This is a genomic window from Marivita hallyeonensis (assembly GCF_900129875.1).
Classification (GTDB): Bacteria; Pseudomonadota; Alphaproteobacteria; order Rhodobacterales; family Rhodobacteraceae; genus Marivita; species Marivita hallyeonensis.
Genome location: NZ_FQXC01000001.1, coordinates 356,841 through 377,940 on the forward strand (window position 1 = coordinate 356,841; position 21,100 = coordinate 377,940).

Genomic DNA, 21,100 nt, shown 5'->3' on the forward strand with positions numbered 1-21,100 from the left:
GCGCCCAAAAAATCAACTGATCTCGTTCAACAGCCATTCGGCGCGTTCGATGTGGGTGCGGGCCACACCCAATTTGCCTTCCAGGCGGGCGGTCTTCTCGGGCGAGGTGGTGGATGCGATCTCGGCTTCGAGTTCGGCTTCCTTGGCGCGGAGCTTTTCCAGCACCTTCGCCACGTGGCGAGGTTTGATCTTGCTCGCTTTGCCGCCTTCGAGGCGTTCGTTGTAGTCCACCACCTTGGCGGCAAGCTTTTTCAGACCCATGGTTGCGTTCCAATCCTGACCTCGACGGCATATCCTGCCGGTGTTTCATGACGGTTTCGTGACTGTCGCTTGTGCCGACCCGTCACTGGAAAGGAGGCCGGTGTCCATAATCGCCTCGTGAAGTTCCTCTTCGTCAAGTGACAAAAGCTGCTCGACTTCGGCCATGGCGCTGTCGCGGGGGATGTAGTACGTGCGTGCCGCTTTGATGAGTTCGCGCATGGCGCTGTAGGCATATCCAGAGTCGTTCATGAAAGACGTCGCAGCCGTGGGGGCCAGATCGCCCGAACGGATCAACGCGTCAACGCGTTTGGAGGTCGACCGCGCATCCTCTTCTATCCGCGCGCGCTCCTGATCGAGCCAAAGCGCGCTGCGGTCGTCCGGGTCAGCCAGACCAAGCTTTCTGATCTCGATTGTGATACGCGCGATCTCCGTGCGCAGTTGGTCGTATAGCTCTGTCGTCGCGCCGCCGCGATGCACCGTGTAGCGCAGGACGTTCTTGCGCAGGTGTTTGACGGACTTCACCGCCTGCACAATGTCACTCGAAACGTCGCGCAAGGCGTAGATACGCTCCGCGATATCAGGCGCGATGCGTTTGTCGCCCGCACGTGTCGAGAACTCCACGATGCTCGAATACAGCGTTTTGACCCGTCGCTCGTAAGACTCGTCCAGATCAAGTTCGAGCGGTACCCGGCTTTTGCGCACAAGGGTGTCGACATCCTGTGTGGAGAAGACTTCGTCGCGGTGTAGGTTCAGCCCGTGCAGGATCAGCTCCACCGCATTCTCGTAGAGGTGAAGCACTTCTTTGCGAAGAGCGATCTCGAAGGTCTGCGGAAATTCGTCCACGGCCTCATTCAGGAAATGCGGTCGGCTGACATCCGGCACGGGTTCCGCAATCCGATGCTCAAGAAACGTGATGAGCCGCTGCAGCACCGGCAGCATGAGCGTCACGCCAAGCACGTTGAAGATCGTATGGAACACGGCCAGCTTCATCGCGTAGTCCGTCGCGCCGATGCCGACCCAAGCGCTGATCCAATCGACGGTGTCGCGCAGGGGGATGATAAGGACGATTGCCACGACCGCGGTGACCGAGTTGAAGATCAAATGCGCGAGCGCCAATCTCTTGCCTTGGAAATTCGCGCCAAGTGATCCGATGATGGCGGTGATCGTGGTCCCGATATTCGCGCCGATCGCCAGTGCCAGCGCGTTCTCGTAGCTTATCTGTCCTGCGGCCAATGCTGTCAGGATCAACACCATGGTGGCATGGCTCGATTGCATGATGACGGTCGCGGCTGTTCCGATGAGCGAATAAACGAACAAGCCCAGCACCCCGGACAGTGCAAAGCGCGTGAGGTCGATCTGGTCCTTGAACGCTTCGAACCCCTCTTTCATGTGGTGGATCCCGAGGAAAAGAAACCCCAGCCCCGCCAAAGCGTAGCCAATGCCTCGCAGCGGTTTTGATTTCTGAAACACCAGCACGATGCTGAGGGCGATCATCGGCATGGCGTAGGCGGCGATATTCACCTTCAGGCCAAGCCCCGCGACCAACCAGGCACCGGTGGTCGTCCCGATATTTGCACCGAAGATGATGCCGACGCCGCCGATCAGAGAAATCAGCCCGGCGCTGAGAAACGAAATGGTGATGACGGAAACGAGCGAACTCGACTGCAAGAGCGTTGTGGACAGGATACCAAACGACAGCGCGCGCGGCGTCGATCCTGTCGCCCGCTCCAGAACCTTCTCCAGCGTGCCACCACTGAATAGCTTGAACCCGTCTTCGAGCATCAGCATGCCGAAGAGAAAGATCGCCACCCCCGCCGCGATCTCCTGCGCGTCCGTACTGAACCAGAACGCAAAAAGAAGCGCACCCATCGCAACTGGGAGGAAGAACCGTGTCATGCGGCGACCATCGCGCAAAGCGCGAGTCGGCCCTGCCCGGACCACTGCCTCTGAACCGATCTGCTCCGCATTCGGTCCCGTCTCCTCCCATCGTGGTAATTAGGGAACATACCTCTGGGCGAATGTGCCGTCCTTGATTTGGCTCATATCGGCTTTCGCCCGACCCGCGATGATGACTCGTCCAATCACGGAAGTTTGGGGGGTATCTGCCGTGCTACGTACCGAAAACATCGAGCAGGCCGTTCAGCGAAATCGCGATGAGCTTTTCCGTTTTGGAACGGCGCTGCTTTTCATCGTCGGGATCATGTTGTTCACCATTGTGCGCACCGATGGCGGCATTGACGGAATCCTCATGGTCGCTGCGGCCATGATCGGCGGCTACATGGCGATGAATATCGGCGCCAATGACGTGGCGAACAATGTCGGACCAGCCGTTGGATCACACGCCATAACCCTGACCGGTGCGATTGTCATCGCGGCGTTCTTCGAAGCCGGAGGTGCACTTATCGCCGGTGGGGATGTTGTCGGCACCATAAAAAGCGGGATCATTGATCCGGACCTTGTTGCCGACCGGGACACCTTTGTCTGGCTGATGATCGCGGCGCTTTTGGCGGCAGCGGTCTGGCTCAATTTCGCGACCGCAATTGGCGCGCCGGTCTCTACTACACACTCAATCGTTGGTGGTGTGCTTGGTGCCGGGATCGCAGCAGCGGGTTGGAATATCGCTGACTGGTCTGTGGTGGGCCAGATCGCGGCAAGCTGGGTCATCTCTCCGGTCCTCGGCGGTCTGATCGCGGCAGGTTTTCTCTACATCATCAAACGTACGATCACCTACAAACGCGACGTGCTCTCAGCGGCCAATCGCATGGTTCCCGTGCTGGTCGCATTCATGGCCTGGGCCTTTGCGACCTATCTGATGCTCAAGGGCGTGAAGAAGGTGATCGCGGTGTCTTTCCCAATGGCGCTCCTGATCGGCCTGGCTATTGCGCTTGCGGTCTACATGATCATGCGCCCCTATATTGCGCGGGCAACGGCGAAGCTCGAAAACCACAAGGCAAGCGTCAACTCGCTCTTTACGGTGCCGTTGATCTTCGCGGCGGCGCTCTTGAGCTTTGCGCACGGCGCAAATGACGTCGCCAACGCAGTTGGCCCACTGGCCGGGATCAACGAAGCCATCACCAGCGGCGGGATATCAACCAAAGCCGGAATCCCCCTGTGGGTCATGGCCGTTGGGGCCATCGGCATCTCGCTCGGTCTGGCGCTTTATGGGCCCAAACTGATCCGCACGGTCGGCAGTGAGATCACCGAACTCGACAAGATGCGCGCCTTCTGCATTGCCATGGCTGCCGCAATCACCGTCATCATCGCCTCCCAACTCGGGCTACCGGTCAGCTCGACCCATATCGCCGTCGGAGGTGTCTTCGGCGTCGGGTTCCTGCGCGAGTACATCAAGGCAAGTTACGCGCGTATGCTTGACGAGATCAGAGAGCACCACTCCGAAAACGACCCCGAGGCAGTTGAGACATTTCTGACGCAATTCGAGGCCGCTGATGTGGCAATAAAAGGCGAAATGCTTCGCGACATGAAGGCCCAGGCGGCCGCCGATCGCCTGCTTGGAAAGCGCGAAAGACGCGGTCTGGGACGAGTCCAGCGTGTCGAACTCGTGAAGCGCAACCTCCTTCTGCGCATCGCGGCAGCCTGGATCATCACAGTCCCAATCGCCGCCATCCTCGCAGCCATGTTCTTCTTCATGATCCGCGGGATGTTGTTGCCGTAGGAAAATGGCCTGGACCAAGGTTTGAATGCGTGGGGGCGTAAATCCGAATGGTGATTTCTGTGCTTAAAGAAGCTCCCACAACTCCCGCGTCACCTGATCGAAAAGGGATGGGTTTGCATAAGCCGAGATTGTGAGTTCAGCGCGCCAATGCTGTTGTCCAATTGGGGTGACGCTTCCGTCCGCCAATTCGGACTGTATCGCGGTTTCTGGCATCCAGGCGAAACCGCTGCCAGCCATCAGTCGGCGTTTGATTGCCTCGACGAGGGCGTCGACGTAAATCGTTTCGGCATGGAACGGTTTGCGTCCGATCGTTTGCTCGACAACCATACCGAGAAAACTTGATCGCTCATATGCAAGGTAGGAGATCTTTTGCCTGGCTCGATTATCCAAGTTCCATGCGTGCTTTTGGGCTGTGGCCGTGGCGGCGACGGGGATCAACATATCTGTCAGGAGGTCTTTGCGCTCGAACGCGGTCTCATCGATGGTAGGTGAGACTGCTCCGTGTGCATAACAGAGCATGATGTCGACCGCGCCCTCCATCAAAAGCTCACAACACGTGCTCAGGGAATCCGAGATGACGCGGGTGCGCATGCCGGGCAGCTGGCCCTGCAGTGTTTCGATGCGCTTTGCGAGGTAATTGACTGAGATCGTATGCAGGACCGAGAAGCGAATGAAGCGATGTTCACCGCGGTCCGCATCGCGCAGGAGCTGGCGTGCTTCGGACAGCTGGGACAACGCTCCTGTGGCGGTTGGCAAAAACTGTTTTCCTGCTTCGGTGAGCTGTACCGGGTATGTCGCGCGATTGACCAAGGGCAAGCCGACCCAGCTTTCCAGTGCCTTGATCCGGCGGCTGAATGCGGATTGAGTGATGTTTCTTTCATCAGCAGCTCGCGTGAAGTTTTGCGAGCGCGCCAGACACTCGAAATCGCGCAGCCAATTCAGATCCATCACATGTCCTTACATTTCAAAGGCTTTCCCCGATGCTACGCGAGATCATGCAAATTCGGAATAGTTTGATGAAATGTTTGAATTGGTATGGATTTCGAATCTGTTCCTAGGCTTGAGCATGGGCATGATGCTCCAACCGAGGTGCCACCTCAGACCTCGTGAAGAAGGTTCGTGTTGGATCATGCCCGGCCGGGACCCGCCGGCCAGCCACCAACAGAGGAGACCACCATGAAATACACATTCAAATCCCTTGGTTTGGCTGCGGCCGTCAGCGCATTAGCTCTGCCGGTTCTTGCATCTGAGGAAGTGAAGATCGGAGTGCCATCCTGGACAGGCGCGCAGGCGATAGCTCATGTGCTCGGGCATGTCGTAGAGACGCGTATCGGCGGTCAAGTCGAATACGTACCCGGTAACAATGCCACGATTTTCCAGGCGATGGATCAGGGCAAGGGCGACATCGATGTGCACCCCGACGTTTGGCTGCCGAACCAGGAAAGCTTTACGAAGCAATATGTTGACGAAGCCGGAACAGTCACATTGTCAACGAACCCCTACCAGGGGAACCAGGGCTTCTGTGTGACAAAGGACTTCGGCGAAGCCAATAACATCACCGACATCGCGGACCTCGGCCGTCCTGATGTGGCGACATTGATGGACAGTGATGGCAACGGAAAGGGCGAGATGTGGATAGGTGCGCCGGGGTGGGCCTCTGCCAATGTCAATGAGGTCAAGGTGCGCGACTACGGATTGCTTGACTTCATCGAACCCATCCGCGCCGAAGAAGCGGTCAAAACTGCTCGCATCAAAGACAGCATCGCAAAAGGTGAGGGCTACGCGTTCTATTGCTACGAACCTCACGCGGTTTGGTTCATGTTCGACGTGCAGATGCTGACAGAACCAACCTTTGATCCTGCCAAATACGTCATGGTGCAGCCGTCGGACGACCCGGATTGGTACAACAAATCCATGGTCGCAACAAAAGATGCTTTGAAAGATGTGCAGATTGCCTGGTCCAATTCGCTGGTTGATCGGTCGCCGGCCATCGCGGAGTTTTTCCAGAACTTTCAGCTGAACGCCGAAGACGTTAGCCAATTGGCATTCGAAATCAGCGCTAATGGGCGTGATCCGGGTGAAGTGGCGGCGGAGTGGGTGGAAGCCAATTCCGAACGCGTCGACGGCTGGTTGGGTCTCTGACGTCTGATCTTCTACTTCGGGCATCTGGCCGCGGTCCGATGCCCTCTCTTTTACTGGCTCAATAAGGCGTGACCTGATGCACGACGAGACGGTCATAGAAATCTCTGACGTCTGGAAGATTTTCGGCGCCCATCCGGAAGCGGCCCTTCGCGCCATACGCGAAGAGGGACTGACAAAGTCCGAGGTTCTGGCCCGGCACAATGCCGTGGTCGGTGTGGCCGATGTCAGCCTGTCGATCAACCGTGGCGAAATCTTCTGCATCATGGGCTTGTCCGGGAGCGGTAAATCGACGCTCGTGCGCCACTTCAACAGGTTGCTGGAGCCGACGGCGGGAAAGATCGAGATCGAAGGCATCGACGTAATGGCCCTTGGCAGCAAAGAGCTTCAGACATTCCGGAACCGCAAGATTGGCATGGTGTTTCAAAACTTCGCGCTAATGCCGCATCGGTCTGTGCTCGACAACGTAGCAATGCCGCTGGAAATCCGACAAGTCGCCAAGAATGAACGAATGCGGCAGGCAGCGGCCATCCTCGATATTGTTGAGCTTGGTCCATGGGGGTCGAAATTCGCGCATGAGCTGTCAGGAGGGATGCAGCAACGCGTGGGTCTGGCGAGAGCCTTGGCTGCCAACCCGGACGTACTGTTGATGGACGAGCCGTTCTCAGCGCTGGATCCGCTAATCCGGCGACAATTGCAGGATGAATTCATCCGCCTGAGCAAGATTCTGAAGAAGACCACCGTCTTCATCACTCATGATCTGGACGAAGCCGTGCGCATTGGTGACCGGATCGCCATCATGCGCGATGGTAAGGTGGTGCAGATCGGGACGGCCGAGAACATCGTAATGCACCCGGCGGATGACTATGTCGCAGATTTCGTGGCGGGGATTTCGCGACTGAAGGTGGTTCACGCGCATGCCGTCATGCAGCCCATCGCGGAATACGTCGCTGCGCATGGATCCGTTCCCGCCGACGCGCCGCGTGTGGGTGAGAACGAAACCCTGAGCAATCTGATCAATCTTGCCATTGAGAAGACCGACGCAATCATAGTCGAAGACGCAGGTAAGGAAGTAGGCGTCATCACGCGTTCAGATTTGCTGCGGACAGTGATCGAAGGAACGGAAGTGTCATGAATGACTATGGCATCAACCCGCTTGAAGACACGGAAAGTGAAGCTGCGGTTGCTTATGCGGACGAGCGCCGGAACAACATTCGGACCTTTGTGCGTACTAGCCCGGACTACTACATCCGGAATTTCGAAAAGATCGGAGCATCGTCCCGTTTCACACCAACCTTCAACGTGATGGCGGGGCTGTTTGGGCCGATCTGGTTCGGTGCGCGAGGGCTTTGGTCTTGGGCCCTGCCGTTCCTGATCCTTGAAGCGCTTGCATTTGTGCAGATTGCGCGAGGGTTGTTCGGGGATCTGGCTGCTGAGGCGATGGAGCGTATAGCGTCTATTGAAGGAACGCTGGACTTGCGCCGTCAGCAATTGGCAGCGGCGATCGAGAACAATTCTGATCGGGTAGATGCTTTTCGACGCACCGTCGACTCCCTTGAAGCCAATATCGACGGCATTCGCGCTGAAGCGGAGGCGCTGGCGTCGCAGGGCCCGTGGATCGTATTGGGCGGGGTGGTGCTGCTCATCGTTGTGAAGTTGGTCCAGGCAACCACGGCCAACTGGGCGCTGGAAACGCGGTTTTCGGAATGGCTGTCGGACCGTACGATCCGATCAGGACTTCCCACGGCTGAAATTGTATTCAGCGCGGTCTTCATGGTGCTGATCGTCTGCACCGCGATGCTGCACTACAGCTTTCCAGGGCGTTTCTCGCTACTGAGTGCTTTTCCTACCGACCCCGATATCCGGCTCACGAGTATTACATGGGTCGAAGATTTCATCGCCTGGTGTGTGCGCAACAGCGAAGCGTTCTTCGACGTATTGACCTTCGGCATCCGAAGCCTTCTGGACGCGTTGGAAGTGATCCTCGTTCAAACTCCGTGGATCGTGATCGCCAGTCTCATCATTCTTCTGACTTGGCTGACCGCGGGCGTCCGCACCGCCATCTATTCGGGCGCATTCCTCGCCTATATGGGCCTTCTGGGGTTCTGGGAAGCCGCCATGACGACCTTGGCGCTGCTCGGAACAGCGGCGTGTCTTTCGATCCTGATTGGTATTCCCCTTGGCATGTTTGCGGCCAGACGGCCCCGGTTCTACGCTTTTATCCAGCCGATCATGGACTTCATGCAGACAATGCCGGCGTTTGTCTTCATGGTTCCGGTTATTGCGTTTTTCGGTGTCGGCAAACCGGCCGCGGTGGTTGTTACGATGATCTTTGGCGGTACGCCGGTGGTGCGCTTAACTGTACTGGGTCTACGCGGCGTGCCGGAAAGCGTGCGGGAGGCGGCCATCAGTTTCGGTGCCAACAAATGGTACCTTCTGACAAAGGTCGACCTACCTCTTGCCAGCCCATCAATCCGCGCGGGGGTCAATCAAACGATTATGCTGTCCTTGGCAATGGTTGTGGTGGCCTCGCTTATCGGTGCCAAGGGTCTGGGCGAGGATGTGCTCGAAGCGCTGCAATACGCGAATGTAGGTCAAGGGATTCTTGCGGGGTTCTCAATTCTGTTTTGCGCCATGATCCTAGACCGTATCGTGCAGGGCGCTCGCAAATGACACCTTTGGTGCTGGTTCACGGTTTCATGGGTGGCAGTCGGCAATGGAAGGGACAGAAGACGGCTTTCGAGCATGCTTTCGACGTCGTCGCGGTAGATCTTCCAGGATTTGGTCAGAATGCTGATGTCAGCGCGCCGGAGCGTATTCGCGACTATGCAAATTGGGTTTTGGACCATCTTGATGCCACCGGCGCCGATCGCTTTCATCTCTTGGGACATTCGATGGGCGGCATGATCGCTCAGGAGATTGCAACAGTAGCCCCAGAGCGCGTTGACCGGCTGGTGCTCTATGGTACCGGCGCGGCAGGCGTTTTGCCCGGCCGGTTTGAACCGATCCAGACGTCAAAAAGCAGGGCACACTCAGATGGTCCGAAGAAAACTGCCAGACGGATCGCGGCAACTTGGTTCCTAGAGGGCGAAACCGCGCCAGCCTACGAAGACTGCGCTGCGATAGCAGAGCGTAGCAGCCTTCAAGCTATCTTCGCTGGGCTGGACGCTATGGAATCTTGGTGTGGCATCTCTGAATTGCCCCGGATTCGGGCGAATACACTTGTGATCTGGGGCGACCGCGACCGAACATACGGATGGAACCAGATAGAACGACTGTGGACATCGATAGATCGCACCAGTCTAGCCGTCATTCCGAATTGTGCACATGCCGCCCATCTGGAGAAGCCCGCAATCTTTAATCAAATTTTGGGCGACTTTTTGGAGACTGATTTCGCCGCGTGATCGCCTTTCGGGTTTCGCAGCCAGCGAAAGCACATGGGATTGAATATCTGCCTTTGTCGGCACTGCACTGAAATTCTTCAATCTTCCTGCTTTGCAGCACTCGGCGTTCAGGGCATGCTGAGATAAGGTGCACAGCACATTTGGAAAGGGTGTGTCTATGGCTTCCAACGTCGATCTGGTCATTCACGACGGTCGCGTGGTGACACCTCAAGGGATCGTGGAAAGCGACCTGGCGGTGGATCACGGGCGTATTGTTGCGATAGGACCGGCGGGCGGTGCAACCAAACACATATCGGCCGAAGGAAAATGGGTCATGCCGGGCGGTGTCGATCCGCATGCTCATATTGAGCAGATGTCCGGCATGGGACAGTGGAATGCAGACACCTTCGAAACTGCCACGAAATCTGCTGCGATGGGCGGGACGACAAGTGTCATATCGTTTGCGGCGCAAGCGAAGGGGCAGCGGCTTTCCGATACTGTTTCGGATTACGCCGTTCGCGCCAAAAGGGGGGCGATGATTGATTACGCCTTTCACATCACTTTGACCGATACGGAGGTGAAGGGCTTCGCCGAAGATCTTGCGACACTCATCGACGGTGGCCACCGATCCTTAAAGGTTTTCACGACGTACAACATCCAACTCAACGACGCCCAGCTTCTTAACATTTTTCGTCATGCGAGAGACGACGGAGCTTTGGTTTGTGTACATGCCGAAAACGATGCGATCATTGCGCAAGCCAAGAAAGCTTTGATTGAAGCAGGACATGTTAAGCCTCTTGATCACGCGAAATCGCGACCGCGGGTGGCTGAGATCGAAGCGGTAGAGCGTATCTGTCGCTTCGCAGAATACCTCGACCAGCCCGTGATGCTGTTTCACATCTCTACAAAGGAAGGCGCCGACGCGATTAGGGCTGCGCGGGCTCGCGGTGCGCCAGTGTGGGCGGAGACCTGTCCACATTACCTTTTCATGACAGAGGACATTCTGGACAAACCTGGGCTCGAAGGGGCCAAGTGGATGTGCTCTCCGCCGCAGCGCACCGCCGATGATCAACAGGCCTTGTGGGATGCGTTGCTTGAAGGCACGTTAAGCCTCGTCTCTTCTGACCATGCTCCCTACAGGTTCGACGAAACGGGCAAATTATCTGCAGGACCTAATCCTGGTTTCCATCAGATTGCCAATGGTTTGCCGGGGTTGGAAACGCGATTGCCGCTCATGTTCGATGCGATGGTCACCCAAGGCAGAGGCGGACCGGTAGCCTTTGCTGAATTGACGGCCCACGCACCCGCGCGGATCTACGGGCTTCTTCACAAAGGTAGGATCGCCGAAGGCATGGACGCCGATATCGTGATCTGGGATCCAGACAAATCGGTGATCTATGGCGGCAACGATTTGCACGACAACGTCGGATACAATCCATGGGAGGGAAGGACTGTAACCGGCTGGCCTGAATATGTGTTCCTTCGCGGGCAAATGCTTGTGAAAAACGGCAGGTTTTTTGGCGCGCCAGGTAACGGACAGTGGATTGATCGGCCCGAACTTGCAACGCACCCTAGACAGCACGCGATGGGGTTGTCGACGCAATGAAGCGACCGGAATCCGCGAATGAACTGACCGTCACGTTTTTCTACTACCGTGATCTGCCCAAAGCGATGCGGTTCTATGAGGATGTGCTTGGCCTCACGTTAGCCATTGATCAAGGGTGGACCAAAATCTATCGAATTTGCCTTGGCGGGCATGTCGGGCTGGTGGACGAAACGAAAGGCATGAACAAATGGACGGCGGATAAACCCGTTCAATTGTGCATCAGGGTTTCGAACGTGGACGACTGGTATGCCTATGCTCAAGCCAGAAAGCTCAAGAATTTGTCAGAGCTTTTTGCAAATGACGAAATCGGCATTCGCGCCTTTGTATTCAACGATCCCGAAGGTTACCAGATCGAGATCCAATCCGCGATACGGCCCGGCACATGAAATCGCTGATCGTCATCAATCCGAATTCTTCGGAAGATGTCACGCGTGGTATTGACGCTGCAATCGACCCACTCCGCAAACTTGGCCTCCCGATCCGATGTCTGACGCTGAAGGAGGGCCCAAAAGGTATCGAAAGCCAACTTCAGGCAGACCTGATCATCGCACCAATGCTGGCCTTGGCGGCGGCGCAAGCGGATGCGGCGGGATACGTGATTGCCTGCTTCGGCGATCCGGGATTGCATGCCTTGCGCGATCAAACATGGCTTCCCGTCGTAGGCATTCAGGAAGCTTCGGTCATGACCGCCCTCACGCTCGGCCAACGCTTTGGAGTCATTGCGATATTGTCGCGGTCCATTCCGCGCCATTTGCGGGCATTCGGCGCTATGGGTGTCCTCGACCGCATGGCCGGTGACAGGGCTATTGAACTGGGAGTTACCGAATTGGCGGACACCGACAAGAGCCTGAATGCCATGATAGAAACCGGAAAACGACTGCGCGACGAAGACGGGGCCGATGTGCTTATTATGGGCTGTGCGGGTATGGCAAAATACCGCGCGCCACTGCAAAGCGCCGTTGGATTGCCGGTCGTTGAACCGGCGCAGGCCGCAGTGAGCATGGCACTCGGTCATATATCCCTTGATCTTTCTCACGCTTCACAAAGAGCAGACCATGATTGATGAAACGACAAAAGGCGTGTTCACGATCGCCGTCACGCCGTTCCTCCCTGATGGCACACTGGATTTGGCCAGTCTCGACAGGATGGTCGATGCCTATATCGCGAGGGGCGCTTCTGGCCTGACAATTCTCGGAATGATGGGGGAGGCGGGCAAGCTGTCTTCGTCGGAGTCGGTCGAGGTCATTCGGCGTGTTATCTCCAGATCAACCGTTCCGGTCATCGTGGGCGTGTCTGCCCCCGGTTTCGCGACTATGGCGGCCATGAGCACCGAAGCAATGGACGTGGGAGCAAGCGGGGTCATGGTGGCACCGCCGATGGGCTTGAAAACCGACGCACAGATTGTCAGCTATTTTCACAACGCCGCAGATTGCTTGGGGGAAACACCTTTCGTTTTGCAAGACTTTCCACTTGCGACGGGAGTCCAAATATCGCCTTCGGTTATCCTGCAGATTGTCGAGGAGTGTCAGACATGCGTCATGCTCAAACACGAAGACTGGCCGGGCTTGGAGAAGATCACATCCTTGCGCAAAGCTTCAGAAGACGGTTCGCGACGCATCTCGATTCTGTGCGGTAATGGCGGGATGTATCTGCTCGAGGAAATGATGCGGGGCGCCGACGGCGCGATGACGGGATTTGGCTATCCGGAGATGATGCGACTGGTCATTGATGCGTACCACGCTGGTGATATCGACCGCGCGCGAGACATTTTCGACGCCTACATGCCAATGATCCGTTACGAAGCGCAGCCCGGTATGGGCCTAGCGATCCGAAAACACTCTCTGGCGCGTCAGGGCGTCATTCAACATGCAACTGTGCGAAAACCCTCAACAAGTCTGTCGGTCCAAGCCATCGCCGAAATTGATGCGCTCGCTCGTCGACAAGAGAAACGTCTCTTGGATCTTGGTGTTCCAAGAGACGTATTCTGGCAAAGCGACGTTCAACAAGATCTGTCGATGAGCAGAAAATGAGTCCTTGCTAGAACTTGCAACCGACAGCCTCTAATCCGCACCCCGCACGCGGATGGGTGTGTCGGGGTCGGGACGCAGGAACTTCTGGACGAAGAAGATACCAGTCGCCGCACCGACGCCGATGAGATCGGTAATCAGACCGCCCTCGATCATGAAGAGCGCCGCGACGATCAGGGCTAGACGCAAGAACCACACCGTGCGGCCGCCCATGAACCAGCCTTGCACACCGGACGACAACAGGAACACTCCGAAGGTGGCGGTGAGACCGGCGCGGATGACCTCGAACCACGTGCCCTCCATCAGAATGGCGGAGTTGTAGAAGAACATGAACGGCACGATGAAGGCTGCGATGCCGATCTTGAAGCTTGCGACGCTGGTCTCCATCGGGTTCGATCCCGAGATCCCCGCAGCGGCGTAACTGGCCAGCGCCACGGGGGGCGTGATGGCCGAAACCACCGCAAAGTAGAAGACGAAGAAATGCGCGGTGAGCATCGGAATCCCAAGCTGCACCAGACCCGGCGCCACAACCGAAGCCGCCACCGCGTAGGCGGCGGTCGTCGGCATGCCCATGCCCAGAAGGATCGCGATGCACATGGCGAAAAAGAGCGCCAGAAGCTGCGAGGCCGCTGCGAGGTCGAGCAACACTGCCGAGAAACGCGCGCCGACGCCAGTGAGGGAAATGACACCCACGATGATGCCCGCACAGGCGCAGACCGCGATGATCTGGATCGACATCACCCCGGCGAGTTCAAACGCTTTCAGGATGGACCGAATGCCCATCCGGTGCGGCGTCAGCCAGGACACGACGGCGGCTGCCACGGTGGCGAGCGTGCCGGCCCGGATCACGGAATAGCCAAGGAACAGCGCGACAATCAGGATGAGGATCGGCACAAAGAGATAGGCCTGCCGCGCAAGTGCCGCGAATTTGGGCAACTCGTCTTCACGCATGCCGCGCATGTTCAGCTTGGCCGCTTCGAAATCGACCATGAAGTAGATCGACACAAAGTAGAGGATCGCCGGGATGATCGCTGCAATGGCGATTTCCTGATACGGAATCCCGGTGATCTCGGCCATGATGAACGCACCCGCGCCCATGATTGGCGGCATGATCTGACCGCCGGTAGAAGCCGCAGCCTCAACAGCGCCGGCGGTTTTTCTGTGATAGCCAACCTTTTTCATCAGCGGGATGGTGAGCGACCCGGTCGCGACCACGTTGCCCGCCGACGTCCCGTTGATCATACCCATCAGACCCGAGGCGAAGATCGCCACCTTGGCGGGACCGCCCCGCGCGCGTCCGGCGGCTGCGAAGGCGAAGTTGACGAAGTAGTCGCCGACCTTTGACGCCTGCAGAAAGGCCGCGAAGATGATGAAGAGGATGATGTAGGTCGAACTCACCGCTGTCGTTGGTCCGAGGATACCCGCATCGGAGTAGACATGACCAAAGAAGCGCTGCCAGGTGTAGGGGTTTTGCACCGCCAGAATGCCGGGCAAAAGGTGCGCGGAGAAGGTGTAGACAAGGAACACACCCGTGATGATGACCAGCGCCAGACCCGCCACACGACGGGTCAGCTCGAGGATCATCGCGGACCCGGCGGTAGCCGCGAACGCGACACCGATTGGCACAAACGGCGTACCAACCGAGTTCCGCGCGGCAGTGCCGTAGATCGCAACAAGGTAGATCGCCACAACGATCGCACACAGCGCCAACACGATATCGGACGCCGAGAAAAGCTCTCGCCCCCGACGCTCGAACCAGCCGGTCACGATGGCTCCGAGCGTGGCGATGAGAAGGGGAATGCCGAACCATTGCACTTCGGTTGCGTAGATTTCAGTGCCGGGGAAAGCGGCCCATGTGGTCAGACCGCCCATCTCGGGCAAGGTGCCAGAGTTGATCAGGTTCATGAACCCGATCGCGGTGACACCAGATAAAAGTGCAGGAATGGCAAGCAGAAGGGCCGCAATTGATACTATGCGCGTGGCTTTCTGCGGTTTGTCGGCTTGGAACGCATGCGCAGAGAACAATAGAAACCCAAGCGCCAATGCACCGGCGATATGTACGATGCGGAAATTCCACGTCTCCATCGGAAACTGGGGAAGGAACGGGATCTCGATCCCGGTCCAGTCCGAAATCGACACACCATTCAGCGCAATCATGTGGAACGCGGCATACAGCGTCGAAAGTCCGGCAATGAAGAGATACGCGTTCCCGGCAAAGAGCCGTCGGTTGGACTCGATCGGGTCCTCATCGACACCTTCGGCGAGGACAACCTCCTCGACCTGATCCTGTTGTGCGGCGCTGTCCCGATCCGTCATGTGTTCCCCATCCCCAGTTTTGCGCAGTTGTGCGGGCAAACGCCCAATGTGCGAAAAGCCCGCGCCTCAATAAGAAGCGCGGGCTTTCATTGCTACCGAAGAAAGCGCAAATTGCACTCTCTTTTTTGGCTTAGCCGCCGTGGATCATGTCCGCAGGAATGTCGGCACCTGCGTTATCGATGAACCATTGAGCCGCGCCGGGGTGCCACTTCATCACGCCATTCTTGTCCCAGTTCTCGGGCAGCGTGGAGCGTGCCGCGCGGTGAATGTTCACCATGCGCTCGTTGTCGGACATCACCACGTCAACCACCGCATTCACGAGGCTCTCGGGCAGGTCGCAATTCGCGATGGCGAAGTTCCACATCGACACAGAGCGCGCCGGCGCTTCCAGCGTGGTGTAGGTGTCTGCCGCGATCTCGAATTGGGACACCGGGAAGGCAGCAAGAATGGTCGCCTGCTCTTCTTCGGTGAATTCGATGATGTTGACGTCTGTCTGTACTTCAAGCTGCGACACCGCCGGGACCGGAACACCGGCCGCGAAAGCGATCACGTCAAGGAGACCATCCTGAAGCTGGCCGCCTAGATCGGACCAACCGCCATTGCGGCGCTCGAAATTGACGCCCAGCTCTTCCATCATACGTGGGAAGTAGGTGTCGGAGGTCGACCCGGCCGGGCCGAAACCGATGCGCGCACCGTCCGGGATATCCGAGATCGACGAGATGCCCGAGGCCGACAAGGCCGTCACCGAGAACGGCGTCTGGTACATCGGGAACATCGCGCAGGCATTGGTCATCTGAAGGCCGGGTGCGATCGGGTTGGTGCCCTGAAGCGATTCTGCTGCCGGACCCATTGTGGTCATGCCGAACTGCGCCTCGCCGGTGTGGACGAGCGCCATGTTCTGCATCGGGCCACCGGTGACTTCGCCGCTGCCGGACAGGCCCAGCTCTTCGGCGACAAGGTTCGCCCAGCCCGAGCCGTAGGCAAAGTACGTGCCGCCCTGCGACGCCGTGCCGACGGTAAAGCTCTCAGGCCAGCCGGTGCGGTCCACGTGGCCGTCAGCGTAAACCGCTGTTGTGGTAAAGGCCGCTGCCGCAGCGATTGCGGCGATCTTGGTATATGCGGTCATTAAGATAGATCCTCCCATGGATATCTTGGCTCGAGGGAAACAGCGCAACATCGGCCCCGCCAACGTGCGTTCCTCCCCCCAAGCAGTGTGCACTAAGCTATAGAGCGAATTTGTCGCGCCTCAACCCGAAAGTTTAAGCCAGCTCTCTGCTTTCAAAATATCGCTCGACGCCTCTTTTCGACCGCTGTCTGAAGTCGCTACCGCGCATTTTCCAGAACCCACGAGACGGACTCGGTGATCATACGAGACGTCGCGCGGTCGAAGGCGGCGACGATGTCGTCGGCATTGTTCGATAGCGCGGGTTCGGATGTCGCGAAGGTGCGTGCGGCGACGACGCGGCTGTCGCGTTCTCGGACAAGGCGCATGGCCAGTTGAACATTGACCGTTGCAGTGCCAGTGGCATCCAGAGTCTCGGCCTGGAATGCAGTGAGCTCGCTGAGCACCGCGAAATCTGCAACGGTTCCGATCGGGCGCCGTCCGACCGAAGAAAGGCGGTTGGTCTGGGCCAGACTACGGACCAGAAGCGTCTGTACCATAACCGGCGCAGTGTCAGCCCAGCGGATGTCCGGCAGGTATTGCGCCTGAAGCGGAGCGGGGCGGATCATGATGCGTTCGACGTCGAGCGTGCCGCTGGCAATCGGTTCTTCCACCACCAGTTCAATGTTGCGACGGGGTCCGCCTGCGGCAATTGTCGGGGTGCTGAGTTCGTAGACTTCCAAGGGGCGCGACGCCTGACCAAGTGCCGTCAGGGCGCCGCAGCCTGACAGGGTCGCCGTGACGGAAGCGATGAGTGCGGCGAAGCGGAGGGATCTGATCATCGTCTGTACTCCGGTGCGCCTGGGTCGATGAAGAAACGGCTTGGGTTGCGGCGTATCTGTTCCACCAGCGTATCAAGGTTGTCAATCAGCGTGCGCGTCTCGACCGCGAGGCGTCCGTATTGCGGCAGCGCGGAATTTGCGAATTCCCGGAATGCTGGGGCGCTTTGTTGCACCGTGCCTTCAATTTCCGCGAACGCGGCCTCGGCGGAACGGCTGGCGCTACGCAGGTCTTCGGCGACGCCGGGGATCTCTTGCGCCACCTGGCCAACCGTCGCATCCAGTTCGTCGAGCGTGAGGCGCAGGCGGTCCGCGATGCCGTCAATCTCTTCGTTGATGATGCGATCTGCCCCACGGAAGGCGGACTCGGCCGCCTCCAGCGCGCGGTCGCCGGTCTCCAACGCCTCGTTGATGGCTGTCAGTGTCGTGTTCGCATTGGCAAAGGTTTCGCGGGTCTGTTCGAGCGTATCCGTTGCCGTCAGCGACAGTTGATCCAGCCGACCCGATGCCGACGACAGGTCGGAGCCTACTGTTTCAATCGTTTGCATGGCTCGATCCGTCGCTGTGCGAATGTCCTCCATGATCGCAGCAAGATCGGTATCTGCGGTGGCTCTGACTTTCTGGATGACCGCGGTGGCCTCGGCTGTCGCGGTGCGCAGTTCGGTGACAAGAGGTTCTGCGCCATCGGTGATCAAGCCATCAAATCGGCGCGCGGCGACATCAACACTCGCCATTGTCTCGTCAATTCGCGCGATCAGATCATTTGCCGCGGTCAGGATCTCGCGCGTTTCGGTCAAGCGTTCATTGGCGATCTCACCTGTTTCGGCGTATGTCGCGATCAAACCGGTGGCGTTTTCGCTCAGCGCGGCAAAGCGGGTTTCGAAATCGACAATGGATTGATTGAGTTGCTCGGTGGCAGGCCTGAGGTCTTCCAAAATATAGGCATTGGCCGTGGCAAGTGCGGTGTCTGCTTGCCCAAGTGTGGTTGACCCATCCGCAATCAACAGGCGTGCATCTGCCGAGAGCGCATCGATGGCATCCAGCGTTGTCTGGAACGACGCCAATGCGCCCGATGCCTCAAGGGTCAGGGAATCGAGTGTGGTGTTGAAGCGGTCAATGCCTTCGGCAAAACTCGACACCGTTCCGCTCACGGCAGAGAAATCCTCTAGGGCTTGCGCGAACGAGGCTGACGATTGCTCAACGTTTTCGAGGATGTTCTGCACGCGTTGCTGGTTGTCGCCACCGATCAATTCGCGAAGGTCGCGCACGACGTCGAGCGTTTCGGCAAGCAATTCTGGTGCATTTTCTGACAAGGATTGCAGGACGGATTGCCCGGGCGTGATCATCGGCACCTCGTCTACCGATGCGGCCAGCAGCAAAGGTGAGGTTGGTGTTCCGGACGATATCCCGACAAACGACACGCCGGTGACGCCTTGCGATTCAATCGTCGCAACGCTGTTACTGCGCACCGGAGTGCTCGCGTCGATCTCGACCCGCACGCGCACGGTGCCGTCAGCTTCCGGCGACAAGCCCACGTCTACGACGCGCCCAACCGGCAGGCCGGAAAAGCGCACATCAGATGCGTCGCTCAGTCCCGACACCGTGTCGAAGTCGATATCGTAATAGGCAAACTGTTGGTTCAGCTGGACATTCGCAAACCATAGGAAAAACGCGAAGATGCCAAGAAAACCGGCAAGGGCAAATGCGCCGATCAGAACGAAATTGGCCCGCGTTTCCATTATGTTGCGCCTCCAGCGTCGCCTTGTTGGGTCGGAGCTTCGAACGCTGCCCGCGCGCGGGGGCCGTGAAAATACTCGCGTGTCCAAGGATGGTCCGCTTTGAGCATATCCTCAAGGCTTCCTGTCACGAGGACCTTTCTTTCTGCGAGAACTGCGATCCGGTCGCACACCGCATAAAGTGTATCAAGGTCATGCGTGACGAGGAACACCGTCAGGCCCATGGATCGGCTGAGGTTTTTGATCAGCGTGTCGAACGCGGCTGCTCCGACGGGGTCCAAGCCTGCGGTGGGTTCGTCCAGAAAGACAATCTCTGGGTCGAGGGCGAGCGACCGCGCCAATCCCGCGCGTTTGCGCATGCCACCGGAAAGCTCTGATGGGTACTTGTCGCCGGCGAGGTAGGGCAGACCCACCATGGATATCTTCAGATCGGCCAGATTGCGCCGGATGGACGGCGACAGATCTGGGACTGACCGCATCGGGACTTCGACGTTTTCCCGCACGGTCAGTGAAGAGAACAGCGCGCCATCCTGAAACATCACGCCCCATTTTTCGTCGAGCGTTTCGCGCGCCGCGTGAACATCGGCGAGAACATCGGTGCCGAGCACGTTGATCGATCCGGCCGCCGGTTCCTGCAATCCGACGATGCTGCGCAAGAGCACGGATTTGCCTGTTCCCGAGCCGCCGACGACGCCAATGATCTCGCCCCGGTACACATCAAGATCGAGGTCTTCGTGGACGACATGTGAGCCGAACTGGTTCCGCAGGCCGCGCACTTCGATGACGACATCTTTTGGGCTCGTGTCTTTCATAGGCCCACCTGCGCGAAGAAGATGGAGAAGAGCGCATCAGCAACAATGACGGTGAAGATGGCGGTCACGACTGCGTTGGAGGTCATCCGCCCCAGCGACTCTGCGTTGCTTTTCACCTGCATCCCGGCGTGGCAACCGACGACCCCGATGATCAGCGCAAAAACCGGGGCCTTGATCAGACCGACGAAGACATGGCTGACATCGGTGCCTTCGATCAAACGGATGCGAAACATCGACGGCGAAATCCCCAGTTCGATCCAGGCCATCAGCGCCCCGCCGAATAGACCCATGATATTGGCAATCAACCCGAGTATCGGAAGCATGAAGAGCAGAGCCAGGATGCGGGGCAGAAACAGGACAACCGCCGGATCAAGCCCGAGCGTGCGCATCGCGTCGATCTCTTCTCGCATCTTCATGGAGCCGATTGCGGCGGTAAAGGCCGACGCCGTGCGACCCGCAACGATAATCGCCGTCAGAAGAATGCCGAGTTCCCGCAGGATCGAGATGGCGATCAGGTCGACGACGAACACCTCTGCTCCGAATTGCCGAAGCTGCGCAGATCCCTGAAATGCAAGCACGACGCCGATCAGGAAGGCCATGAGGGACACGATGGGCACGGCGCGGTAGCCGACGTCCTCGGCATGGGCGACGAGCGACGTGAAACGGAATTCGCTGGGGTGACGGATGACACGGCCCAAGCTGACGAAAAAGAGGCCAAGATATCCCGTGAGCTCGAGCAGGAACGTTGTGCCGGCAGACACCTTTTCGCCAAGACGATGCAACAGCACCGCGAAGCCGGTCTCGGTCTTCACCGCGACTTGCTTTTCCGGCATCGCGCTTTTCACGCTGGACAGCAGGGTTGCCGTCTCGCCAGTCACATTTTGAAGGGTGACGCGATTTCCAGCTGCTTCGCCAGCCGCTTCGATCTCGCAAAGCAGCCACGCACCTGCCGTGTCGATGCGGCTCAGATCACCGATATCGATGGTCAGGTCCTTTTGCGTATCAAGGCGTGCTACTCGCTCCTGTGCAGAGGACACGGTGTAGATCGACAGCTGACCGCGAAGGCGCAAGACGCCTTCGTCGGTCTCGTCGAAATGCACCAGTTGATGCCGGAGGTCCTGGCTCATTCCTGCAAGCTGCCCCTGTGCGTTTCCCCCGCACATATCCGAGCGAGGGTCGCCTTACCTTGGCACGGGGGCAACCGGT

At 58.1% G+C, this 21,100-nt stretch carries 18 protein-coding genes; 9 read left to right on the plus strand and 9 right to left on the minus strand.

Annotation, left to right across the window (positions count from 1 at the left end):
- Positions 1 to 12: 12 nt before the first annotated feature.
- Both BUA42_RS01780 and BUA42_RS01785 read right to left on the minus strand, forming a co-directional pair.
- Positions 13 to 261 (minus strand): hypothetical protein, encoded by a 249-nt coding sequence (locus BUA42_RS01780; protein ID WP_072775981.1) that lies wholly within the window; start codon positions 259 to 261, stop codon positions 13 to 15.
- A gap of 45 nt (positions 262 to 306) precedes the next feature.
- Entirely contained in the window at positions 307 to 2,157 is a 1,851-nt protein-coding gene (locus BUA42_RS01785; protein WP_072775982.1) for a Na/Pi cotransporter family protein, read from the minus strand.
- A gap of 211 nt (positions 2,158 to 2,368) precedes the next feature.
- On the opposite strand from BUA42_RS01785, the gene BUA42_RS01790 reads away from it, so the two are divergent.
- Complete coding sequence (locus BUA42_RS01790; RefSeq protein ID WP_425435012.1) at positions 2,369 to 3,934, plus strand: inorganic phosphate transporter; 1,566 nt, start codon at positions 2,369 to 2,371, stop codon at positions 3,932 to 3,934.
- A gap of 63 nt (positions 3,935 to 3,997) precedes the next feature.
- Here the strand turns inward: BUA42_RS01790 and BUA42_RS01795 are convergent, their stop codons facing one another.
- Complete coding sequence (locus BUA42_RS01795) at positions 3,998 to 4,882, minus strand: LysR family transcriptional regulator (RefSeq protein ID WP_072775983.1); 885 nt, start codon at positions 4,880 to 4,882, stop codon at positions 3,998 to 4,000.
- A 228-nt stretch (positions 4,883 to 5,110) separates the two neighbouring features.
- On the opposite strand from BUA42_RS01795, the gene BUA42_RS01800 reads away from it, so the two are divergent.
- From BUA42_RS01800 to BUA42_RS01835, 8 genes are all read left to right on the plus strand, one after another.
- Positions 5,111 to 6,076, plus strand: a complete 966-nt coding sequence (locus BUA42_RS01800) for an ABC transporter substrate-binding protein (protein ID WP_072775984.1) — start codon at positions 5,111 to 5,113, stop codon at positions 6,074 to 6,076.
- 76 nt (positions 6,077 to 6,152) lie between these two features.
- A complete protein-coding gene (locus tag BUA42_RS01805) occupies positions 6,153 to 7,208 on the plus strand; it encodes a quaternary amine ABC transporter ATP-binding protein (protein ID WP_072775985.1) in 1,056 nt (351 codons plus the stop codon).
- Entirely contained in the window at positions 7,205 to 8,746 is a 1,542-nt protein-coding gene (locus BUA42_RS01810) for an ABC transporter permease subunit (RefSeq protein ID WP_072775986.1), read from the plus strand. Before BUA42_RS01805 ends, BUA42_RS01810 begins: the two co-directional genes overlap by 4 nt.
- Entirely contained in the window at positions 8,743 to 9,477 is a 735-nt protein-coding gene (locus BUA42_RS01815; RefSeq protein ID WP_072775987.1) for an alpha/beta fold hydrolase, read from the plus strand. Before BUA42_RS01810 ends, BUA42_RS01815 begins: the two co-directional genes overlap by 4 nt.
- A gap of 157 nt (positions 9,478 to 9,634) precedes the next feature.
- Positions 9,635 to 11,062 (plus strand): dihydropyrimidinase, encoded by a 1,428-nt coding sequence (gene hydA, locus BUA42_RS01820; protein ID WP_072775988.1) that lies wholly within the window; start codon positions 9,635 to 9,637, stop codon positions 11,060 to 11,062.
- On the plus strand, positions 11,059 to 11,448 hold the full coding sequence (locus tag BUA42_RS01825; protein ID WP_072775989.1) for a VOC family protein: 390 nt from the start codon (positions 11,059 to 11,061) through the stop codon (positions 11,446 to 11,448). The genes hydA and BUA42_RS01825 overlap by 4 nt, the downstream gene beginning before the upstream one ends.
- Complete coding sequence (locus BUA42_RS01830) at positions 11,445 to 12,125, plus strand: aspartate/glutamate racemase family protein (protein WP_072775990.1); 681 nt, start codon at positions 11,445 to 11,447, stop codon at positions 12,123 to 12,125. The genes BUA42_RS01825 and BUA42_RS01830 overlap by 4 nt, the downstream gene beginning before the upstream one ends.
- Positions 12,118 to 13,092: a dihydrodipicolinate synthase family protein gene (locus BUA42_RS01835; protein ID WP_072775991.1), complete on the plus strand. Its 975-nt coding sequence runs from the start codon at positions 12,118 to 12,120 to the stop codon at positions 13,090 to 13,092. Before BUA42_RS01830 ends, BUA42_RS01835 begins: the two co-directional genes overlap by 8 nt.
- Positions 13,093 to 13,122: 30 nt before the next feature.
- On the opposite strand, the gene BUA42_RS01840 is transcribed toward BUA42_RS01835, so the two are convergent.
- The 6 genes from BUA42_RS01840 to BUA42_RS01865 all read right to left on the minus strand — a co-directional run bounded on the left by BUA42_RS01840 (position 13,123) and on the right by BUA42_RS01865 (position 21,021).
- Entirely contained in the window at positions 13,123 to 15,405 is a 2,283-nt protein-coding gene (locus BUA42_RS01840) for a TRAP transporter permease (protein ID WP_072775992.1), read from the minus strand.
- Positions 15,406 to 15,535: 130 nt separating this feature from the next.
- Entirely contained in the window at positions 15,536 to 16,531 is a 996-nt protein-coding gene (locus tag BUA42_RS01845; protein ID WP_072775993.1) for a TAXI family TRAP transporter solute-binding subunit, read from the minus strand.
- A gap of 197 nt (positions 16,532 to 16,728) precedes the next feature.
- Complete coding sequence (locus tag BUA42_RS01850; RefSeq protein WP_072775994.1) at positions 16,729 to 17,349, minus strand: ABC-type transport auxiliary lipoprotein family protein; 621 nt, start codon at positions 17,347 to 17,349, stop codon at positions 16,729 to 16,731.
- Positions 17,346 to 19,085: an MCE family protein gene (locus BUA42_RS01855; RefSeq protein ID WP_072775995.1), complete on the minus strand. Its 1,740-nt coding sequence runs from the start codon at positions 19,083 to 19,085 to the stop codon at positions 17,346 to 17,348. Before BUA42_RS01855 ends, BUA42_RS01850 begins: the two co-directional genes overlap by 4 nt.
- Entirely contained in the window at positions 19,085 to 19,894 is an 810-nt protein-coding gene (locus tag BUA42_RS01860; RefSeq protein WP_072775996.1) for an ABC transporter ATP-binding protein, read from the minus strand. The genes BUA42_RS01855 and BUA42_RS01860 overlap by 1 nt, the downstream gene beginning before the upstream one ends.
- On the minus strand, positions 19,891 to 21,021 hold the full coding sequence (locus tag BUA42_RS01865; protein ID WP_072775997.1) for an ABC transporter permease: 1,131 nt from the start codon (positions 21,019 to 21,021) through the stop codon (positions 19,891 to 19,893). Before BUA42_RS01865 ends, BUA42_RS01860 begins: the two co-directional genes overlap by 4 nt.
- Between the last annotated feature and the right edge of the window lie 79 nt (positions 21,022 to 21,100).